This is a genomic window from Lysinibacillus sp. S1, from assembly GCF_044986265.1.
Classification (GTDB): Bacteria; Bacillota; Bacilli; order Bacillales_A; family Planococcaceae; genus Lysinibacillus; species Lysinibacillus capsici.
Window position 1 is genome coordinate 4,579,704 of sequence record NZ_CP173154.1, and the last position, 20,166, is coordinate 4,599,869.

General features: G+C 37.0%; 17 protein-coding genes and 1 riboswitch. Of the genes, 10 read left to right on the forward strand and 7 right to left on the reverse strand.

Annotated features, from left to right (window positions below):
- Window positions 1-12 precede the first annotated feature (12 nt).
- Entirely contained in the window at window positions 13-501 is a 489-nt protein-coding gene (locus ACHZEU_RS23100; protein ID WP_004231214.1) for a chemotaxis protein CheW, read from the forward strand.
- Between the two features lie 137 nt (window positions 502-638).
- Window positions 639-730: riboswitch (cyclic di-GMP riboswitch) on the forward strand.
- A gap of 43 nt (window positions 731-773) precedes the next feature.
- Entirely contained in the window at window positions 774-1,589 is an 816-nt protein-coding gene (locus ACHZEU_RS23105; protein WP_404803809.1) for an amidase, read from the forward strand.
- Between the two features lie 111 nt (window positions 1,590-1,700).
- Here the strand turns inward: ACHZEU_RS23105 and nspC are convergent, their stop codons facing one another.
- The 3 genes from nspC to ACHZEU_RS23120 all read right to left on the reverse strand — a co-directional run bounded on the left by nspC (window position 1,701) and on the right by ACHZEU_RS23120 (window position 4,699).
- Window positions 1,701-2,840, reverse strand: coding sequence for a carboxynorspermidine decarboxylase (nspC, locus tag ACHZEU_RS23110; protein ID WP_004231219.1), 1,140 nt, complete (start codon window positions 2,838-2,840; stop codon window positions 1,701-1,703).
- Window positions 2,837-4,066, reverse strand: a complete 1,230-nt coding sequence (locus ACHZEU_RS23115; protein WP_404803810.1) for a saccharopine dehydrogenase family protein — start codon at window positions 4,064-4,066, stop codon at window positions 2,837-2,839. The genes nspC and ACHZEU_RS23115 overlap by 4 nt, the downstream gene beginning before the upstream one ends.
- 426 nt (window positions 4,067-4,492) lie before the next feature.
- The gene (locus ACHZEU_RS23120) at window positions 4,493-4,699 is read right to left on the reverse strand and encodes a hypothetical protein (RefSeq protein ID WP_054549177.1); all 207 of its coding nucleotides are present in this window, start codon (window positions 4,697-4,699) and stop codon (window positions 4,493-4,495) included.
- Window positions 4,700-4,901: 202 nt separating this feature from the next.
- On the opposite strand from ACHZEU_RS23120, the gene ACHZEU_RS23125 reads away from it, so the two are divergent.
- From ACHZEU_RS23125 to ACHZEU_RS23135, 3 genes are all read left to right on the forward strand, one after another.
- A complete protein-coding gene (locus tag ACHZEU_RS23125) occupies window positions 4,902-6,614 on the forward strand; it encodes a methyl-accepting chemotaxis protein (protein WP_054549178.1) in 1,713 nt (570 codons plus the stop codon).
- Between the two features lie 90 nt (window positions 6,615-6,704).
- Complete coding sequence (locus ACHZEU_RS23130; RefSeq protein ID WP_103118403.1) at window positions 6,705-7,448, forward strand: hypothetical protein; 744 nt, start codon at window positions 6,705-6,707, stop codon at window positions 7,446-7,448.
- 102 nt (window positions 7,449-7,550) lie between these two features.
- Window positions 7,551-8,183: a LysE family translocator gene (locus ACHZEU_RS23135; RefSeq protein ID WP_048392317.1), complete on the forward strand. Its 633-nt coding sequence runs from the start codon at window positions 7,551-7,553 to the stop codon at window positions 8,181-8,183.
- Window positions 8,184-8,213: 30 nt separating this feature from the next.
- Here ACHZEU_RS23135 and ACHZEU_RS23140 read toward each other — a convergent pair whose 3' ends face one another.
- Window positions 8,214-9,263, reverse strand: a complete 1,050-nt coding sequence (locus ACHZEU_RS23140) for a Cj0069 family protein (RefSeq protein ID WP_048392318.1) — start codon at window positions 9,261-9,263, stop codon at window positions 8,214-8,216.
- A gap of 160 nt (window positions 9,264-9,423) precedes the next feature.
- Window positions 9,424-10,341: a DMT family transporter gene (locus ACHZEU_RS23145; RefSeq protein WP_279495437.1), complete on the reverse strand. Its 918-nt coding sequence runs from the start codon at window positions 10,339-10,341 to the stop codon at window positions 9,424-9,426.
- A 106-nt stretch (window positions 10,342-10,447) separates the two neighbouring features.
- Between ACHZEU_RS23145 and ACHZEU_RS23150 the strand changes: the two genes are divergently transcribed.
- The 4 genes from ACHZEU_RS23150 to ACHZEU_RS23165 all read left to right on the forward strand — a co-directional run bounded on the left by ACHZEU_RS23150 (window position 10,448) and on the right by ACHZEU_RS23165 (window position 18,464).
- Window positions 10,448-11,341 (forward strand): AraC family transcriptional regulator, encoded by an 894-nt coding sequence (locus ACHZEU_RS23150; RefSeq protein WP_112118334.1) that lies wholly within the window; start codon window positions 10,448-10,450, stop codon window positions 11,339-11,341.
- 98 nt (window positions 11,342-11,439) lie between these two features.
- Window positions 11,440-12,483, forward strand: a complete 1,044-nt coding sequence (locus ACHZEU_RS23155) for a beta-carotene 15,15'-monooxygenase (protein WP_279495436.1) — start codon at window positions 11,440-11,442, stop codon at window positions 12,481-12,483.
- Between the two features lie 472 nt (window positions 12,484-12,955).
- The gene (locus ACHZEU_RS23160) at window positions 12,956-13,126 is read left to right on the forward strand and encodes a hypothetical protein (protein ID WP_233732034.1); all 171 of its coding nucleotides are present in this window, start codon (window positions 12,956-12,958) and stop codon (window positions 13,124-13,126) included.
- 202 nt (window positions 13,127-13,328) lie between these two features.
- The gene (locus tag ACHZEU_RS23165; protein WP_279495433.1) at window positions 13,329-18,464 is read left to right on the forward strand and encodes an ATP-binding protein; all 5,136 of its coding nucleotides are present in this window, start codon (window positions 13,329-13,331) and stop codon (window positions 18,462-18,464) included.
- 21 nt (window positions 18,465-18,485) lie between these two features.
- On the opposite strand, the gene ACHZEU_RS23170 is transcribed toward ACHZEU_RS23165, so the two are convergent.
- Both ACHZEU_RS23170 and ACHZEU_RS23175 read right to left on the reverse strand, forming a co-directional pair.
- The gene (locus ACHZEU_RS23170; RefSeq protein WP_048392324.1) at window positions 18,486-19,187 is read right to left on the reverse strand and encodes a response regulator transcription factor; all 702 of its coding nucleotides are present in this window, start codon (window positions 19,185-19,187) and stop codon (window positions 18,486-18,488) included.
- A gap of 176 nt (window positions 19,188-19,363) precedes the next feature.
- Window positions 19,364-19,828: a hypothetical protein gene (locus ACHZEU_RS23175; protein WP_103118398.1), complete on the reverse strand. Its 465-nt coding sequence runs from the start codon at window positions 19,826-19,828 to the stop codon at window positions 19,364-19,366.
- 139 nt (window positions 19,829-19,967) lie between these two features.
- Here ACHZEU_RS23175 and ACHZEU_RS23180 point away from each other — a divergent pair, with 139 nt between their 5' ends.
- On the forward strand, window positions 19,968-20,150 hold the full coding sequence (locus ACHZEU_RS23180) for a DUF4177 domain-containing protein (protein ID WP_048392326.1): 183 nt from the start codon (window positions 19,968-19,970) through the stop codon (window positions 20,148-20,150).
- Window positions 20,151-20,166: the final 16 nt, after the last annotated feature.

Genomic DNA, 20,166 nt, shown 5'->3' on the forward strand with positions numbered 1-20,166 from the left:
GGATGTGACCCTATGGAAAGTGTCAAAGCAGTCGTTTTTGCTTGTGGGACAGAGGAGTATGCTGTGCCTGTGGAGCAAGCGATTTCAATTGAAAAATTAGAGCAAGTAACACCTATTCCTCATTTACCTAACTATCTTCTAGGCTTTACAAGAATTCGCGGTGAGCTTGTACCTGTTCTTGATTTTGAACGCATACTGTACAATCGTTCATCGAATACAGCAACTGCTCGTATCATTGTGTTGAATACAGATGTTGTTAATTATGGATTACTTGTTACAGAAGCACGTGAAATTCTTGATTTCGATGAATCAGTACTTCAGCAATTGGGTCTAGTCAATTATAGTAAAACACGCTATTTTACTGCGGTAGCTAATCTTGAAAATCGAATGATAACATATGTTGATCCAAAAATACTGGTTAATTCATTAGAGGGCATTCGAGAAATTATCGATTATTTACACAAAATGCTTGAAAATGAAAAGGAAAACGTAGAGGCTTAAGTACTCTACGTTTTTTTATGTTTGAATAGTAAATTTAACCTGTATTTTGTCGTTTTTACCTGATCATACATGTGACAATTATGCATTATACCTACAGACAAACAATTGCTAACCGCGTATGATAATGATTAAGAAAAAACTGAAAAAGGCAAACTTCACCGAAAGGGAGGGACGCAAAGCCATGAGTCTAAACACTATAATTTCAGTGCAAGATTGTCAGGTTGCCAGGTTCTGTTCTAGGAGCCGTGGCGAGTAGAATGGAGTAAGTTCGTATGAAGAGACAATTAAAAGTATGGACCGCACTAATCGTCATCATGATTAGTTCATTAGCTTTATCAAGTGGAAAGGTTGATGCAATGTCTATACAGGAAAAGGCTACTTGGCTGTGGGATACATCCCTCATCATTGATGACCAAGAAAAAATATTATTATTTTTAGAACATAACGATGTCAATAAAGTTTATCTGCAAATCGATCAAGGCATAGCGAGCAATGACTATAAGCATTTTATTAGTAACGCTTCTCACAGAGGTATTCGCATTTATGCATTGGATGGTGCTGCAAGCTGGGTTTCAGCTGAGGGTAGTCGAAGCCAAGACGAATTGTTTAATTGGTTACATACATATAATGAGAATTCAACTGAATCTGAGCAATTTTCTGGGGTTCATCTTGATGTAGAACCTTATTTAAATAGTGGATGGAGCTTACATCAAGCACAAACGATAGAATCCTATCAAACACTAATAATGAAAGCAAGTGAGAAAGCAAGTCAGTTACAACTTACTTTAGAAGTAGATATGCCATTTTGGTTTGATGAAGTTCAGTATAATAACCAATTTGGAAAAGGGTTATTAGCTGATTGGGTCATTGACCATACGGATAGTGTGACGATCATGGCCTATCGTGATGCTGCAAAAGATATTATCTCTATTGTAGAACATGAAATCGCTTATGCTTCCACTGTGAATAAATCAATTGTAATTGGTGTAGAAACAGGCGCTTCAGAGGAAGGGGAAAATATTACTGTTGATGATAAAGGAGAGGCCTTGATGAATGACCAGCTTATAGTTTTTCAGCAACAGGATTGAAAAATCGATGCGATGCAATGAGGATACATTCATTACGAGGGAAAATGGAGTAACATGCGTCCAGAAATATAGGCCTGCCAGTGTTAAACGGAAAGGGCTTGTCCATGAGTATTAGGACAGTCGACCACTGTAGTCCTCGAATTTAAATTCACGAATGACTTTAATACCTTCTTCATCATTATAAGAAACGATAGATGGTAAGTTGACACCGTTAAACATATGGTTTTTCACCATTGAATAATGAGCCATATCTGTGAATACAAGACGATCACCTGGTTTTAATGGCTGTTCAAACGAATAATCGCCAATCACATCACCAGCTAGACATGTTAGTCCGCCTAAGCGATATGTGTGTGCTAATTCATTTGCTTGTCCAGAACCAATAATCATTGGACGGTAAGGCATTTCAAGTACATCAGGCATGTGACATGTTGCTGATGTATCTAAAATAGCAAGATCCATTCCATTTTCTTGAATATCTAGCACCGTTGCTACTAAATAGCCTGTATTAAGGGCTACTGCTTCACCTGGCTCAAGATAAACAAGCAGGTTATACTTTTCTTGAATATAATTAATGATGTTCACAAGTTTTTCTACATCATAATCATCACGTGTAATATGGTGACCGCCACCGAAGTTTAACCATTTCATTTGGTGTAAAACATCACCAAATTTTTCCTCAACTACTTCAATAATACGCTCTAATGTATCAGAATTTTGTTCACACATCGCATGGAAGTGTAAGCCATCGATACCATCAAGCTGTGATTTATCAAAGTTAGCCAATGTTGTACCAAGGCGAGAGTTTGTGTAACAAGGATCATAAAGAGCTGTTTCAATTTCAGAGTATTCAGGATTCACACGAATACCACATTCAATTGTTTTACCAGCAGATTTAACTTTATCCTTGAACTGAGCCCATTGGTTAAATGAGTTAAATACGATGTGATCCACATAGCCTAGAAGCTCGTCCATTTCATGCTCAATATAAGCAGGTGCATAAACGTGAACTTCTTTGCCCATTTTTTCATAGCCAAGACGTGCCTCATGCAGTGAGCTAGATGTAATGCCCGCTAAATATTCCCCTACTAGTGGGAATGTTGAATGCATAGAGAAGCCTTTAAGGGCTAATAAAATGCGGCAGCCTGTTCGATCTTGAATTGATTTTAAAAGCTCAAGATTCTTTGTTAATAATCGCTCATCCACTACATAAGAAGGGGATGGAACTTTTGAAAAATCAATTGGTTTCATCGGCTTAATTCCTTTGCATCTAAATCAAGGTCTAATAATTCTGGGTTATGGCTTTCTTGCCATGGTAGACCCCATTTATTTAGTGCATCCATGAATGGATCTGGATTGAAATCTTCCACATTCCATACACCTGGTTTACGCCATTCACCGTTCATCACAAGCATTGCACCGATCATAGCTGGTACGCCAGTTGTGTAASAAATCSCTTGTGAWCCMACYTCGTTGTAGCACTCTTCGTGGTCACATACGTTGTACACATAGTACGTTTTTTCTTTGCCATCTTTTAGACCGCGAATGATACAACCGATGTTTGTTTTACCTTTTGTACGTGGTCCAAGTGAAGCTGGATCTGGTAATACCGCTTTAAGGAAGTGGATTGGTTGAATCATTTGCCCTTCGAATTCGATTGGCTCAATTGATGTCATACCTACGTTTTCTAACACTTTTAAGTGTGTTAAGTATTTTTCAGAGAACGTCATCCAGAAGCGGATTTGTTTTAAACCTTTGATATTTTTTGCAAGGGATTCAAGCTCTTCATGGTATAGAAGGTAAATATCTTTTGGTCCGATTTCAGGTAGGTTATACACTTCTTTTTTCTCAAGTGGTGCAGTTTCAATCCACTCGCCTTCTTTCCAGTAACGACCATTCGCTGTAATTTCACGAATGTTAATTTCTGGGTTGAAGTTTGTTGCGAAATGATATCCATGATCTCCCGCATTGGCATCCACGATATCGATATAGTGGATTTCATCAAATTCATGTTTTTGTGCATGAGCTGTGAAAACGCCTGTTACACCTGGGTCAAAACCGCTTCCAAGTAATGCAGTTAAGCCAGCTTTTTCAAACTTCTCTTTATAAGCCCATTGCCATTTATATTCAAATTTTGCCGTTTCAGGTGGCTCGTAGTTTGCAGTATCCACATAGTGCACACCTGTCGCTAAGCAAGCATCCATAATCGTTAAGTCCTGATAAGGTAGAGCCACGTTAATCACTACATCTGGTCCGAAAGCTTTAATAAGCTCAATAACCTCTTCTGTATTGTCTGCGTCTACCTGTGCAGTATGAATTTTTGTTTTTCCGCCGTCTAGTTTTTCTTTTAGAGCGTCACATTTTGAAACAGTTCTACTTGCGATACAAATTTCCTCAAATACGTCCGAATTTTGAACACACTTGTGTACCACAACACTGGCAACTCCGCCAGCTCCGATAATCAATGCTTTACCCAATTGTCTACCCCCAAGTTCATATAAAGTATTGTCAAACAAGCTGATTATACAGAAAATTGATATACTACTCAATCATYGTTTTAAAAWTTTMWACAAAAAAKTTTATTTTTCTACAACAATTAGACGTATACGGAGGGGAATGCCTCGGAAAAGAAGGGAATCATGAATAAATCTACAACGCCATTTTAGTAAAAATTGCTGTTGTATAGACCTAAATAATTGGTGAAGTTTCATCACAATTTATCCACGATACTACGACATCAAGTAAATATTTTTCTAAATGAATGTTTTGACATAGTATCTCTTCCGATTGACGATTTGATACCATCTACTAAATCATTTCTACTAACTTTACATAAAAAAATCCCTCTACATATAGAAAGGGAAGGAACCACATTAAATCTGTGTACTGGAAAATGATGCATATTATTTCAGAAAACGATTGGATACTTGTTGTTTTTCTTCCCCCCATATATAGAAGAAAATCACAAGCAAAGTACTAAAAAAACCCATCACAAGAGCATACGTACTGAGGGCTACTCCCACTTGACTTTGCATGGCATAAATAAAAATGGCCCCTATTGTTAACAAGTTGCCTGTAACAATCGATACTAGATGAAAGCGTTTATTCATAGCAAGCCCTCCTATTAGATGAATTGGTAATGCTCAGGATTTAAGATAATTAACTTCAATTATCGCACAATTCAGAACTTTTTCCAATGTTTTTATCTTACTAGAATAATTAAAGATGCTTTTTTAATACATCTTTTTGTAGTATGATGAAACACAAAAGGAATATTCATAGATTATTACAAGAAAGGGGAGAGGATGGATCGTGAAATTACGCAATTCATTAACTTTTCAACTTGGGACGATTATCGCTGGTATTTTAGTGGTGATGCTAGGGATTACTTCGTTCGCTACATACATAACTGCTTACAATAAACTTTATGATGCTGCTGGTGTTGAGGCCTATGGCTGTGCCAATATTACGACAGGTTTGATCAATCCGCAACAATTGGACAAGGCCATTCAAGGCGACAAGGCTGTACAGGAAAGCATTGGGAACGATTTGAACTGGACAACAGGTCATAAAGATATTTTCCAAACACAATATATTTTATCGTTGGATGGCACATTATTAGCGCTTGATGATCATTTGGCTGAAAAAGGTTATGCCCCTGGTGATCAATTTTATTTAGATAAAGAAGCTATTGATATGTTGCTTACACATAAGCATCCAACATATTCACAGCCTTATACCTATGCAGGGATGGACCGTTTATCTGGCTATGCCCCTATTTTTAAAGACCATGATTCCAGTAAAGAAATTATTGCCATTAGTGTCATCGACTTTGATGCTAATATCGTGAAGGAGCGAACATGGGATGTTGTACGAAATGGGATTTTAATTAGTATTTTCCCTATGCTAATTGCTTCCATCATTACAGGCTTTTTAATTCGTCGTAAAGTAAGACCGATTAGTGTGCTGATTCAGCAGGCGAAAGAAATTGCCAATGGTAATTTAGCTGTACCTGAAACAAAAATTAACAGTAAAGATGAAGTAGCGGATTTAGCGAATACATTAAATCGAATGACAGCTAATTTACAAAATATGATTATGACGATGCGTTCCACTTCTAACACTTTAACGAATAACGCAGATGAAACCGCTTCCACCCTGAACGATATGAGCAATACCATTCAAGGTGTCGCTAATAATATCGAAGAGGTAACAAGTGCCGTGACGGCAGGGATGCACCATGCTGAAAATGCGACAGATGTTCTTACTTCTTTAGCGCAGGACCTTCAAATGATTCAAAGCAATACCAATAACAGTGCTGATAATGCTAGACAAACGATGGAATTAGCAACAGAGGGTGAGCGACTAGCAAAAGATATAAGCAATGATATGGCATTAATCCACAGCGGATCGGGTGAGGTACAACAAACAGTAGAAAACTTGGTTACATCTGCAACCAAAATTCAAACGATTACAACGTCTATTGCAAACATCGCATCACAAACAAATTTGCTAGCACTGAATGCTTCCATTGAAGCGGCTAGAGCAGGGGAGCATGGCAAAGGCTTTGCTATTGTTGCTGAGGAAGTACGGAAGCTTGCTGAGCAATCTAATCAAGAGGTATTGCAAGTTGAACAGCTTATTCAGGATATAATGAAGCATGTGCAGCAGGTCATGTCATCTACGAATGATAATACGCAATATATTGAAAAAGGAACAGAGACAGTACGTCTAACCGCACAATCTTTAGGAAATATTTCTACAGCAGTGGCTGCCACAGTAGAAGAAATGATTACCATTTCTAATGCTATGACCGCTGAAAACGAAAAATCTACACGTATTGTGCAGATGATTCAACAATTAACAGAATCTATTCGTGATATAGAAGAAACGATGAATATGATTACTGTCGCAGCACAGCAAACAACTGCAAGCATTGATGAGGTGGCACATGGCTCTAATGAAACAAATCACATGGCACACACACTCGAACAGCATGTAAAGGCGTTTAAATTAAAAGAATAATAGAAAGATTAGGACATGTTGGCTTTTGCTAATACTACTTAAATGGTAAACTAGCAATAAGATTTTTCTTTTGCGAAGGTGAGGATTTTAATGGTGGTAAAACAAATGAACGAGCAAGTTCAACAAGTCAATGACTTATTTTTGAGTGGTCAAGTAAAGGAAAGTTATCAACTAGCCAAAGAAATATTGGGCAATGATACAGCGATCGCAGAAGAGGCCTATCAAGTCATTCAGCAGCATGTGGCAATGCTAGAGGCAAATGGGTATGCAAATATGCCTCAGCCTACTGATGACAAAGCAAAGCAAAGTGTGGAACGTATAGATGGTTCATATCCAGAACGAGATGTTCTCGCAGCTTATATAGGTAGTCAGGATGATGAGCAATTTGGTAAAGTGGTCGATGAATTATTAGCAGGACCTATAGAAGCGCAGGCGAACGCCTACTATACAATGGCAGAATATTATGTCCTTGCAAAAGAACAGGATAAGGCATCAGTACAGTATGCGGAGGCAATCAAATTGCAGCCTAATAAGGCATTGTATTGGGGAGCATTTGCACAGTTTTTAAATCGTCACGAAGGTAGCCCTTATTCGGCATTAAGACTGATTGAAGAAGCAATACTCCTAGATGGAATGAATCCTCGTTGGCACTATATTCAAGGTAATATATTTTTCCAGCTAGTAGCAGCGACAAAAAATTTAAGCTATTTACCTGCCTTGGAAGAAGCATGGGAGAAAGCTGAAAAACGTTGTACAGCTAAGCAGGTCACATTGAAATTGGATTTGGAGAAGTCAAAAGATTTGTTAGCGCAATGGAAAAAGCAAATGCTCTAACAGGTATCTATTAATAATTATTTCCTTTCAAGTATAATTATGCTATAGTGAAACCATAAACGGACGTATGAAGCTTATCGATGACATGAAAGAAGTGTTTTTTTGAGTTTATATGTAGCGTATGTATTGGTAGGACTTGCCATTGCCATGCCTGTAGGAGCTATTACAGTAGAAATGACAAAGCAAGGACTCAAAAATGGTTTTATGCACGGCTGGGCAGTTGGACTTGGTGGCATGACCATTGATATTGTATTGGTTTTTGCTTTGTATATGGGACTAGCTTCCATCTTGGCTATGCCTTTAATTCAACTACCTATGTGGATTATTGGAGCGGGCTTTTTATTCTTGTTAGGCTATGATTCTATCAAGAACGCTGACCATGATATTACATTGGCAGGAGAAAAAGTAACCAAATCGTTTTTTGCCTCTTATTTTAACGGCTTACTAGTGGCCATTTCGCCTGGTAATCTTGTTTTTTGGGTCAACGTATTTGGTGTGGTGCTAGCAAAATCTTATGGACAAGGGGAGTCAACGAGCTTTTTAATTATTGCTGCTGGTGTTTTAAGTGGAATTTTACTCCACGATATCGGTTTGCTGACCATTGTCTCGGTTACTCGTAAAGCTATGAATCGGAAGATGATTAGGACATTTACCATTGTCGCAGGATTCTTATTGATTGGTTTTGCTTGTTATTTTATCTATGAATTTATACAAGGAATTAAGATTTATATATGAAAAGTGCGATCCCTAAAGATCGCACTTTTTTTATTGCGCAATAGCCTCAGTATGCTCTTTTAAACAAGCTAAAATTTCTTCTGCTACTTCATGCGCTAATGCTAGTTCTGAAGTAAAGCCAACACAAGAACAATTCATCTCACCTAAAATATAGCAATCTTCTCCGACTTCATTGGTATCTAGCATAAAGTCGGCTGTCCAGATTAGCGGTAAATCATAATTGCCTAGTAGGTTTGTTACTTGAGGGAGCTGCTTTAAAAAGTTTTGTACCAGCTCTTGCCAGTCTTCAGGTTTGTCATAGCGATATTGAGCGCCAGAGAATAGAGTTGCACTAAAGGCATCCTCGGTAGCAGCTGGTTTTTTATGTACGACGTGTACAGGATGATCGCGCAACATGAATAAGCGGATTTCGCCTTCTGTAATCCTTGGAAGAAAGCGCATATCGATTAACATACCATTCGTCCCTGTAATATACTGCTCACAAAATGTCATAAAGTCGCCAAGCTGCCAATATTCTACATGATTATCTTTTGCTTCAGTACATTTGATTTGTGCATCAAGTGGCACTTCAGTGATACCCTCTGCTAGCGGTTCCACCAATTTTACACGCCAAATACCTTCTCCAGTTGAACCACGATTTTGCTTCAAAACACGCTCTGTTAAAGCTAAGGAAGTAGGGAATTGTTTTTTGAATGCTTCGATTGTGTAGTAGGCAAATGTATCATCAGGTACTAAATTTGTTGTCGTCAGTTTTGATAATACGTCTTTTGAACCATAGCTAATCATGGCGTCTGGATGTGGCATCCCTATAACGCCAGCTTGGCATAGCTCGCGTAGCATAGCAAAGTACTCTTCCTCATGCTGTAAGTTGCCTGGGTTAATGCGAGATACATAGGCAATACCATGTTCCTTAACATAGTGAAAGATTTCCTGCTTTTTTGTGATATCAAAGAAGAGTACCTCTGCATCCTGTCCACGTTGCTGTAGCGCTTCCACCATTGGCATTGTATCTGGGCGATAGCCATCTGGGCCTTTATCTGTGCCGCCTTCCACCTCGAAAAAAATAACTTTTTTATCCATAAAATACCTCCTTATATCTGTTGTTATGTTCAGTATAGTAGACAAATAAGGAGAAAAGATAGATAAAATATGTAAATTTTATGTATAAATTCATATATTACTATCTCGGTAATAGGAGGTATTGACTATTAAAATTCATAACTCTCTTAATTTTCTGTTTTCAAGCTTGCTTTTTCTGAAATACTGTAAGGTATAAAATCATAAGAAGAATTAGCAATGTACCAATAAACTGATAGCCACCAAAAGCAATCTTTAACCACCAAACACTTGTGATGACAGCCATTAATGGTTCAAGACTACCTAGTAGGCTTGACTCCTTTGGTGAAAGATAGTGCAAGCTAGCAATATAAAACCAAAAAGCGAGCATTGTCCCAAAAATAACAATAAAGAGAAAATAGGCAATGGTTGAAAACGTCCAATCAGATAGATCGATAGCCCATGGTGGGTGAGCTATACTCATTACTATACCACCGATGATCATCGACCAGCCGACAACTAGTAATGAATGGAATTGCCGTAAAAGTGGGACGGCATAAATGGTATAAAATGCAACAGAAAGACCAGATAAGATACCCCATAACACAGCCATTAAAGGAACGGACAATGTTGAAAAAGAACCGTTTGTTAATAATAAAAAGGTCCCCACAAGTGTAAGTGACACAGCTATACCATCCTGCTTTGTCAATGGACTTTGCCTCGTTAGAAAGTAATAAGCCATGATAAACAGTGGTGCTAAATATTGCAATAATGTGGCTACAGCTGAATTACCAATAGCGATTGACATCATATAGGTGTATTGGACAGCAAGCATGCCGAGTAGGCTAAATAAAATTTGTCTAAAAGCATTTTGCTTTGTGCGCCATATGACGAAAATGGATTCATGCCGATGGGTCATTTTATATATAGCTATTAGTAACAGACCTGCTAAAAGTAAACGACTAGAAACAAGCCAGCCGACCTCTAAATTGTCCTGCTGAAATAGTCGTTGGGCAACGGCCCCTCCGATTCCCCAGAAACTTGCTCCAAGAATAACTAGTAGAAAGCCCAGTGTACGTTTATTTTGGATAATTTGATTCATCTGTTTACATCTCCTAAACTATCAATATAAGATGATTATAAAGTGACTAAGTGGAAATAAATATCGATTTAATCCAATAAAATATCAATATATTGAGGTGTTAGAGATGCCGTTAACACATATTAAAATTGCCAAGGATTTACAAGAATTAACCTTGCATGGAACAAAAGAATTTCCAGTTGCCTTGTATGAAACGATTATGCGATTAGAAAGCATGGATTTTCTACCTCTCCATTGGCATAAAGAAATACAATTTGTTTTGATAAAAAAGGGATGTGCTCAGTATCGAGTGGGGACCGACGTTTTTGTTTTGAACCAAGGCGAGGGGCTCTTTATTAATGCCTCTGGATTACATGAAGCAAAGCCTTATCAAATTGAGCAAGCGATCGTTTATTGTGTAAATGTAGATCCAAAGTTAATGGGGGGGCATGAGGGCAGTATCTTTTTCTCAAAATATGTAGAACCGTATATTACAAGAAATCGAATACCTTATGTCAAACTAACAGGAGAGTTGGCACAGAAAGTAGCAACGATTGCGGAATTAATGCGAGAGCAAACCGCTTTTTTTGAGTTAAAGGTACGGAGAGAGCTTCTATTTATTTGGGAATCCATGCTAACCCAATCCTTATTGACAGAACAAATAATGGATTCTGCCACTATTGTGCAGCATGAACGAGCAAAAGCTATGCTAGATTTTTTACATGCACATTATCAGCAGAAAATAGCATTAGAAGATTTAGCTAGCCATGTGTATATAAGTCGCGCTGAATGTAGTCGTTTTTTTAAGAAAATAGTGGGCATGACACCGTTTACCTATTTATGCCAATATCGACTGCGCAAAAGCATAGAATTATTGAAGGGTAATGAGCTATCGATAACAGAAATAGCTGTTAATACAGGCTTTAGTACCGTCAGTTATTATATTGAAAAGTTTAAAGAATACACTGGCTATCCGCCACATGTTTATCGTAAGAAGTTTTTAAGTGTGAAAAATAATTGAACGTGAATGGAAATAGGACCATCTTTTATTCTCAAATTCTATACAAGATGAACCATTTGGCATAAAGTAAAATTATTAGTAGAGAGGGGGCATTGTGAATGATGGTCTTAAAAAGTAAGCAAAATATTTGGCTAGCCTTATTATTAGTGGTATTAGCGAGTAACTATACACTCTATAATACAGGATTTGGCACATCCCTTTTACCTATCGAAACAAATGGTGTTGTCATGGGCTCATTAATTGACTGTATTGTGGTGGTGCCTGTGCTATTTATGCTTTATAAAGGTAAATTTTCATTAAAGCAAGCCATCCTATTAGCTGCAGCTGGCTGTATTGCTGCACGTTTTATCATTCCTATGGAACACCTTCAGCCTTATGTGGCAGTGACATGGGCTGGCTTTGCGATTGAAGGGTCTATTATTCTATTAGAAATTATCCTAGTGGCAACACTTGTACGATACCTGCCAAAAATCCTAGGGGAAGTGCGGAGAAGCTCTTTACCAGATCTCTTTTCATTTTCAAAAGCTGTAGAACAACATGCACCCAAGCATCCAGTTATTCAGATGATCTGTGCTGATTTATTAGTGCTTTATTATGGTTTCGCGAGTTGGAAAAGACAAGAACGACAAGGTTTATCTTTGCATAAAAATTCTAGCTATATCGCTTTTCAGCTCATGATTATTCATGGGATTGCTATTGAAACGATTGGTATTCACTGGTGGCTACATGAAAAGTCAATGATACTTTCCATTGTGTTGCTTGTTTTTAATATTTATTCAGTAATCTTCTTTCTTGCGGATATGCAGGCTATTCGCCTAAATCCTGTTTATGTCACAAATGATACATTGTACTTATCTCTGGGATTAATGAAACGTACTGAAATTCGTTTTGATCATATTGCTGAAATCATCGAAGACAAGGAGCGGTTAGAGGGAAAATTATCAAAAGATACGATAGACTTTATAGCACGTGATTTTGGTGAGGCCTATCCGCATTTTATTTTGAAAATGAAGGAGCCTGTGGAAGTAACGTTTATGCTAGGGATCAAGAAGCACTATAGTCACATAGCCATTAAAGCAGACCAGGTTCAAGAATTTAGACAAATGCTTGTAGAAGGAATGGCAATGAGTCAACATCATTAAAATTAGTATAAAAAAGTAGTAGTCAATGTTTTGTGATCAAAACATTGACTATTTTTTTATTGATTGATTTTAATACTATTTAAACTAATTTTAACCTTCGGATTTTATAGTTTTAATGTACTGAGAATGATTGATTTACAGGAGGGCTTTGTTTTAGCGAAAGATTGAGAAAATTGTATGCCTGAGATAAAAGGGGAAGTGTAATAACAGCACGAATTAGTACATGATTAAAAAACCGCAATGTTCAACAGGGCTATATGGAAGTTCCAATAACGAAGAGATCAATCAAATACAGTCTATGACAGAGCAACAGCCATCCTTTGGTATGTAGTGAACGGATTGAAATGACAAAATTCCAGCCTGCACTAGCAGAATTAAGGACAGAAAGACGATATGAGCAGATTACATATTATGTAGAAACACCAGATCACTTGTTCCAAAATTTTCTTTATTAAAAGGCGAAGCGCATTTATTGGAGAAATATTATAATAAGCTTATTGAACAACATACCATTTCTGACAGCATTACAAAAATTTTTATTCCCGTACATCCAATCGATGTTCTTAAAGAACAAGTAATGTTAGAAAATGAAAATGTAAGAGTAACAAAAGATACGAAAACAAAAACCTCTGCATCTTTCTAGTCGATCAAAATCTACGAGCAAGTATTCCTTTACTGGTGTTTTTTATGTAAAGGATATCCGTCCTACTATGATCGACACTACAACAAGTAAAGAGGAGTTATTGAGAAACGCTACTATCTGTTCATTCGAAGAGTAGCATTGCAAAAATATAAAGCGGTTACAAAGATGATAAATAACTAGCATAGAAGAGGAGGGATTGTGTATGAACGATTGCATTCTTTTACAGTCTAGTCAAGATTGGCATCTACAGAGAATGTATATGAAGAAGTTTAACAAACTGGTACTGGTAAAAAGTGTTCATCATAATTCAGCAGAGACAAGAGCCAAACTACAATATGAATTTTCCTTGTTTTCGAATGAGCAAAATCCTTGGTTATTAAAGCCAATAGCTATTGATTATATAGATGATCAATATGCAATCATCTATGAAAATTTTAATGGAGTCCCCTTAAAGCAATTCAGTAATAACTTGATTTCTTTGCATCAATTTCTCCAGATTGCCATTGACCTTGTCAATATTTGTATGAAAATGCAACAAAGTGGTTTACTTTATCTACACCTACATCCTAATCAAATCTTAATCAATCCTAATTCTTTAAAAATAAAACTATTAAGCTCTGAATTTAGTACAAAATATGATGTAGAATCTCCAGTTGTGATTGAAAATCCCTATGAACGACTAGAACAGCTACCCTATTATGCACCTGAGCAAACTGGCAGACTTCATTTAGAGGTAGACTATCGGACAGATTTATATGCACTGGGGACCATTTTTTACGAAATACTGGGCGGTCAATTGCCTTTTCAAGCAAAGGATGCTGTCGATTTGATTTATGAAATCATCACAAAAAAACCAGAACCATTGGTAAGTTTAGACAGTCGTTATCATTCATTGCTTTGGGAAATGATTGAAAAGCTATTAGCTAAAAACCCAGCTGATCGTTATCAAAGTGCCATTGGTTTGAGAGAGGATTTGCTACAAATCCAACAGAAACTTTTAGTAAACGAACCGCTTGAAAATTTCCTGCTTGGTGAACAGGATTTGCATCTGAATACGGGACTGTCTACTAAGCTTTATGGGAGAGAATCGCAATTCGCAGAGCTTTCCTCTGTTTTTCGTCAGGTTGCAAAAGGTGACAAAAAGATGGTTACGATATCAGGACAAGCAGGGTATGGAAAGTCCAAGTTAGTTCAAGAATTAAAGGGTGAAATAGCGGCCGCAAAAGGCTATTTTATTACAACTAAGTATGAGCAATTGCAATTAGAAAATGACTATTCCATTGTTATCCATCCTTTAAGGAGTTTATTGAAATTTATTTATATGGAAGGTGAAAGGTCTGTCCATTTATGGAAAAAATTATTTCAAGAGGTTAAATTAGTTGTGACAGATGAACTTATCCATCTATTACCTGAACTTAAATGGTTTGTGAAGGAGGAAGTACACTTCCAAAAAGAAGTTAGCCAAAATACAAAACAGCTCCATTCCTATACGTTTATATCGATTCAAAAAATTTTATTAACATTTGCTATGCAGAAGAAACCAGTTATATGGTTTGTAGATGATTTGCATTGGGCCAATCAAAGTACAGTTGAAATTATGACCCAAATTTTTGAGCAACACCGAGCAGGATACTTTATGATGATTGGTACATTCCGAGTGAATAAGGACAGCGCAGAGGAGGAAAATCAGCAAAGAACTTCTAGTTTTTCGAGCGGTCATCATATCCATTTACCCTTGCTTCAGGAACAACATGTTCAACAATGGTTGGAGGCATCTTTCCAGGCAAAGCCTCATACCATACAGATAATTGCCAAGCAATTATTTAATTTGACCAAAGGGAATCCGTTATTTGTGAAAGAGGCGTTTCGATCACTCCAGCAAGATAACACAATTTATTTTAATGCAACAACAAAAGAATGGGAGTTTAATCGTAAGAAATTTAATTTATCCCGATTGAACAACGAGCTACTTGTCTTTATTGAAACTAGAATGGCTAATTTAACAACAGAAGCCCATGAGATTTTACGCATAGTTGCATGTTTTGGTCAGCGCTTTGAATTTACAGATGTCTTAAAGCTCGTGTCCTTATCAGCTCAAGCGTTATTAAAACACCTGGAAACACTTGTTGAAAATGGCTTTATTATTCCGTTAGATGCCCATTATAAATGGGCAAGTACGTTAGAGCATGAAGGGATTTTACATACATTTTCTACCAAATTCCGATTTGTTCATGATCGTATTCAACAAGTAGCTTATCAGGACTTATCAGGGCAATTGCGTGCTAAATACCATTATCAAATTGGCCAGCTTTTAACAGATGACTCTCAAATGGCTGCAGATCATGATCGATTAAGCGAAATCGTCATGCATTTCAATTACAGTCGCCACTTATTGACTGGGGAAGAAAAGCAAAAGCTGGCTATCTGGAATTATCAACTCGGTATTGAGGCTAAAAGAATAGGGCTCTTTGATAATGCGCTAAAATTTTTTACAACTAGTAAAGAACTATTGACGCCTGATCATTGGGAGACTAGGAGAGAACAGTCGGTTAAATTATATGCAAATTTAGGTGAATGTGAATATTTAACTGGCCACTACGAACAATCGGAAATGCATTTAACAGAAGCTTTGCAGCACGCAGAGACAAAATTAGAAAAACTGATGATTAACAATTTGAAAACGGTATTATACATTGAGTCCGATAACCCTACTATTGGTCTAGAAGCAGGCTTGGCAGGTTTTCAAGTTGCGAATCTTAAAATTTCAGCATATCCTAAAAAGTCACAGCTTCTAAAAGAGTATCTATTGTTGAAATGGGCATTGCGACATATGTCTGACCAAGACTTGTTTCAGCATCCGCCAACGAATAGTAAAGAAATTGATATTTTGATTCATTTAATTATTAATATGACGGCAAGTGCTTTCCTATTAAATCCTAACTTAACAGGCATTCTTTTAATGAAAGGGCTGCGTTTACAGTTGAAGTATGGCGCTACATCGAAAAGCGGCATGGTATTGATTAACTATGCTATGCTTTTAAATGCAGGTTTTGCCAATATAAAAGAAGCCACTCGCTTTGGCAAACTTGCCATCATTGTTGCGGATAACCAAGAAAGCATATATATCAAGGGCCATACTTATTATGTGTATGGCGTGTTTATCAGTCATTGGACAGAGCCCTATGAAACCAGTATTCAATATATTAATGAGGCTCAAGCAAAAAGCCAAGAGCTTGGCTTATATCATTTAGTATCCTCAGCATCATGTTTTATTGTCGCTATACGCCTTATTCAGGGTGTTAACCTAGAGGATTTACAACAAGAAATTAGACGACAACAAGAGGAATTTTCTATTCATGCAAGTACCCTTTCGATTGACTTTTTAGCCGAAATGGGGAGATGGATGAATATCCTCCGCTCTCCACATCATCCTGTACATTGGGCTTGTCCCATCACAATACAGGATCAGCCTGCTATTAAAATCATGCATTATACAGTGCGTTTACAAATGTCCTTTTTATTAGCGGATGAAATACAAGGGAAAGCGATTCTGATTGAATTAAAGAAGCTAAGTAAGGACAGTTATACATTACCAATCACCACAGTCTATTATTTTTATCGGGCCATGTGGCAATTTCACTTTCTGCATAGTCAAAATTGTCAGGTACAGGAGCAGAGGTTATTTTTAACGGATATACGTCAAAGCCTCAAGAAATTTAAGAAATGGGCTGTTTATTCTTCAGAAAATTATGAGCATCTCTATGCTTTATTAATGGCAGAGAATTACCGTTTACACAACAACGACAGTGAGGCAGAACTCTATTATGACCGAGCAATACGATTAGCAAGTATGAATGGTTTTGTCCAGGATACAGCCTTAGCATATGAACGAGCTGCTAACTATTATCTCGCAAAACAGCAAAAGAAAACGGCAAGGCATTATATATTGAATGGTATTCAAAGTATTGAAACGTGGGGAGCAGAAACAGTTGCTAGCAGATGGGCAAGAGAATATCAAGTGCATCGCAAACTGGAGAATCACAGTAGAGAATCACTCACGTTTGATATGATGACGGTTTTTGAAACGACTCAATCATTTGCAACAGCTATTCGTATGGAAGAATTACTGCATAAAATATTGTTTTCACTGTTAAAGCATGTGGGGGCAGATAGTGGCTATTTCATTCATAAACAGCAGCATGAATTATTGGTGTTAGCAAAGGCGGAAGCTGCGGAAAAAACATTTACGATGTATGATCAACAAAGTATGGAGAATTTTAATGCGAATATGCAATCGATTATACGCTATGTTCTTAATAGTAAAGAGCATGTGATTATCGACAATACACAAATAACACAGCATCCTCCTTTCTCCTATTCGACGGCTAAATCTATTCTTTGCCTACCGATTATCCATCAAAATGAAATTATTTCGATATTGTATTTTGAGAATACCTTAATGACGAATGCCTTCCATCCATCTCATGTTCAGCTATTGAAAGTAATTGCGGCTCAAATTGCCGTTTCTTTTGAAAATGCGAAAATATATGGAGATTTAGAAAAACGTGTTCAGTTGCGTACTAGGGAGCTAGATGAGACGAATCGGCATTTGATAAAAATGAATGAACGTTTAGAAAAAAATGAACTGGAACGTAAAAAACTCTTGCATAGTATTTCCCATGAATTACGCTCCCCGTTAACCTCTACATTAGGGTATATAGAACTTATGCTAGAGGGCGTGATTGATGACGCAGTAGCCAGAAAGAAATATTTAATACGAAGTAAAGAAAGGCTATTATCATTAAATAACTTAATTCAAGATTTGTTTGATTTAGCAAATCTAGAAGCTGGTAGAGCAGAATTTTCTTTTACAGAGGTAAAGGCAAAGGAATTATTTTTACAAATGGCAACCCGTTATGAGGATGAAGTAAAACAATCAGGATTAACATTCAGTGCTCACTTTTACGGTCATGAAGAAGCTCAGCTACTGATTGATAAAACGCGAATCAATCAAGTGATTGAAAATATCATGACCAATGCAATGAAATATACATCAAATGGTGGTATTCAATTGTCCTTCCATGTAGAGGACAAGCACTTGTTTTGTTCGATTGCAGATAGTGGCATTGGTATTGCTGAGAGTGATCTTCCCTTTATTTTTGATAGCTATTATCGAGCAACTAACACTCATGAAGCGCATTCGCATGGCATTGGCTTAGCTATCTGTAAACAAATTGTTCGCCAGCATAATGGTGAGATTTTTGTTGAAAGTCTTGAAAATGAAGGAAGCATATTTAGCTTTACATTACCACTAGTTAAGGTATTGGTAAAAAATTAAAAAGGGGTGGTGAGTGTTTTCTTACTTCTCACCACTCTCTTTTTTATAAACGAATTGGTAGCCAAAACCTCTCACTGTTTGAATCCATTTCGGCTTTGAGGGGATATCTTCAATTTTACGACGAAGCGTACTAATATGGACAGATACGGTTTTCAAATCAGTGACACCGTCATAGCCCCACACATGATCAATGAGTTGATCGACACTAATCACTTGATTCGCATGCTCAATTAGAAAAAAGAGGAGTAGCTTCTCCTTCGTAAATAAATTTAAAAGCTGTCCATCCTTATAAACATTTTTCTCATCTAAATGTATGGACAAATTATCTATATGTACAATATTACTTTTCTTTGTTGGGTTTCTTCTTTTTAAATTTGCTTGGATACGGGCCAATAATTCTTTTGGAATAAATGGCTTTGTCATATAATCATCAGCCCCCACCTCAAAGCCCTCAAGTTTCTGTTCAATTAGGTGATTGACGGTCACAAAAATGATAATGACATCCGACACATCACGGATTCTTTTGGCTAACTCGAAGCCTGTACCATCTGGTAAATTAACATCTAACAAGATTAAATCTGGTTGTTGCGTGACAGCGAGATGCCAGCCACTGGATAGAGATGATGCCTTTAATACATTATAGTTAGCATTAGCTAGCGTGAGCGATAAAACCTCCATAATATCTATATCATCTTCCACTATTAAAATTTTCTCGTTCGACATATCTATTAATCACCTTCCTATTTCAAATATACCAACTTTTGTCTAGGTTGGGAATTAGAAGACTTAGAGGTCGAATGATTTTAGAATCCCTCATAACCTTAGTCAAAATAATCATGCAAGTTTACTAAAAAAATAAAGACTTCTATTTCCCATGAGAAAATGAAGTCTCTAAAAAATTAATCTAGGTGTGCGATAGCATGGAGTAGATCGTCACGGATGGCCTCCCAAAATTGCTGTTGAACACTATCACTGTACGTATAAAGCTCTTTATGTTGAACATGCTCATAGATGGCAGCAATCGTTTCTTGATGAAAAGAGAGACGATGGTTTAATAGCTCTCGTTCTTCTTCAATACAAAATAGTTTATAAATATCGGATAAGCGTTCAAACTTTGCTAATTTCTGTGTCATCACTTCATATTGTGTTTGATGAAAACGTCCTACTGCAGAAGTCATTGAGATTTTTGCCCGATGCTCTGCTTGTAATGTCCGATACTCCTCTTGACGGATGGCTACACGATACCAAAATTCATAACGATTAGGTAATTCTTTTAGTTCATAGGTAAGTAATGATTTTAAAATTGAATGCACTTGTTCATATGTATCGATGATCTTCGCTGGTTCTTTAAAAATGCCAAACATACTACCACCCCCATGTAGTTTAATACTACGAGTGAAGATTAAAATCCTTTAAAATAATCATAATATTCAAAAGCGAGAACCTGCTAATTATTGAAACCCTGACTCCGTAGTTACGTAAAGATTTACAGGGGGTGAGTCAATGTATGAGTATAAATTTGTACAAACACATTTAGGTAGCTTTTTTCAGGAATCTACCTATCGGAAAACAATCGAAGAATACGCGAAGCAAGGTTGGCGTTTAGTGCAAGTATTGCCGATTGCTTATAATGGTCATGGGAAACCAACAGACTATGAAATCATTTTTGAGAGATTATTATCATGACTATCAATGAACGCTA

What these genes read in the sequence shown, in the direction of transcription:
- ACHZEU_RS23155 (WP_279495436.1), top strand. Translation starts at nt 11,440, where the DNA reads ATGATGGTCTTAAAAAGTAAGCAAAATATTTGGCTAGCCTTATTATTA.
- ACHZEU_RS23100 (WP_004231214.1), top strand. Translation starts at nt 13, where the DNA reads ATGGAAAGTGTCAAAGCAGTCGTTTTTGCTTGTGGGACAGAGGAGTAT.
- ACHZEU_RS23120 (WP_054549177.1), bottom strand. Translation starts at nt 4,699, where the DNA reads ATGAATAAACGCTTTCATCTAGTATCGATTGTTACAGGCAACTTGTTA.
- ACHZEU_RS23105 (WP_404803809.1), top strand. Translation starts at nt 774, where the DNA reads ATGAAGAGACAATTAAAAGTATGGACCGCACTAATCGTCATCATGATT.
- ACHZEU_RS23145 (WP_279495437.1), bottom strand. Translation starts at nt 10,341, where the DNA reads ATGAATCAAATTATCCAAAATAAACGTACACTGGGCTTTCTACTAGTT.
- ACHZEU_RS23170 (WP_048392324.1), bottom strand. Translation starts at nt 19,187, where the DNA reads ATGTCGAACGAGAAAATTTTAATAGTGGAAGATGATATAGATATTATG.
- ACHZEU_RS23130 (WP_103118403.1), top strand. Translation starts at nt 6,705, where the DNA reads ATGGTGGTAAAACAAATGAACGAGCAAGTTCAACAAGTCAATGACTTA.
- ACHZEU_RS23175 (WP_103118398.1), bottom strand. Translation starts at nt 19,828, where the DNA reads ATGTTTGGCATTTTTAAAGAACCAGCGAAGATCATCGATACATATGAA.
- nspC (WP_004231219.1), bottom strand. Translation starts at nt 2,840, where the DNA reads ATGAAACCAATTGATTTTTCAAAAGTTCCATCCCCTTCTTATGTAGTG.
- ACHZEU_RS23165 (WP_279495433.1), top strand. Translation starts at nt 13,329, where the DNA reads ATGAACGATTGCATTCTTTTACAGTCTAGTCAAGATTGGCATCTACAG.
- ACHZEU_RS23180 (WP_048392326.1), top strand. Translation starts at nt 19,968, where the DNA reads ATGTATGAGTATAAATTTGTACAAACACATTTAGGTAGCTTTTTTCAG.
- ACHZEU_RS23140 (WP_048392318.1), bottom strand. Translation starts at nt 9,263, where the DNA reads ATGGATAAAAAAGTTATTTTTTTCGAGGTGGAAGGCGGCACAGATAAA.
- ACHZEU_RS23150 (WP_112118334.1), top strand. Translation starts at nt 10,448, where the DNA reads ATGCCGTTAACACATATTAAAATTGCCAAGGATTTACAAGAATTAACC.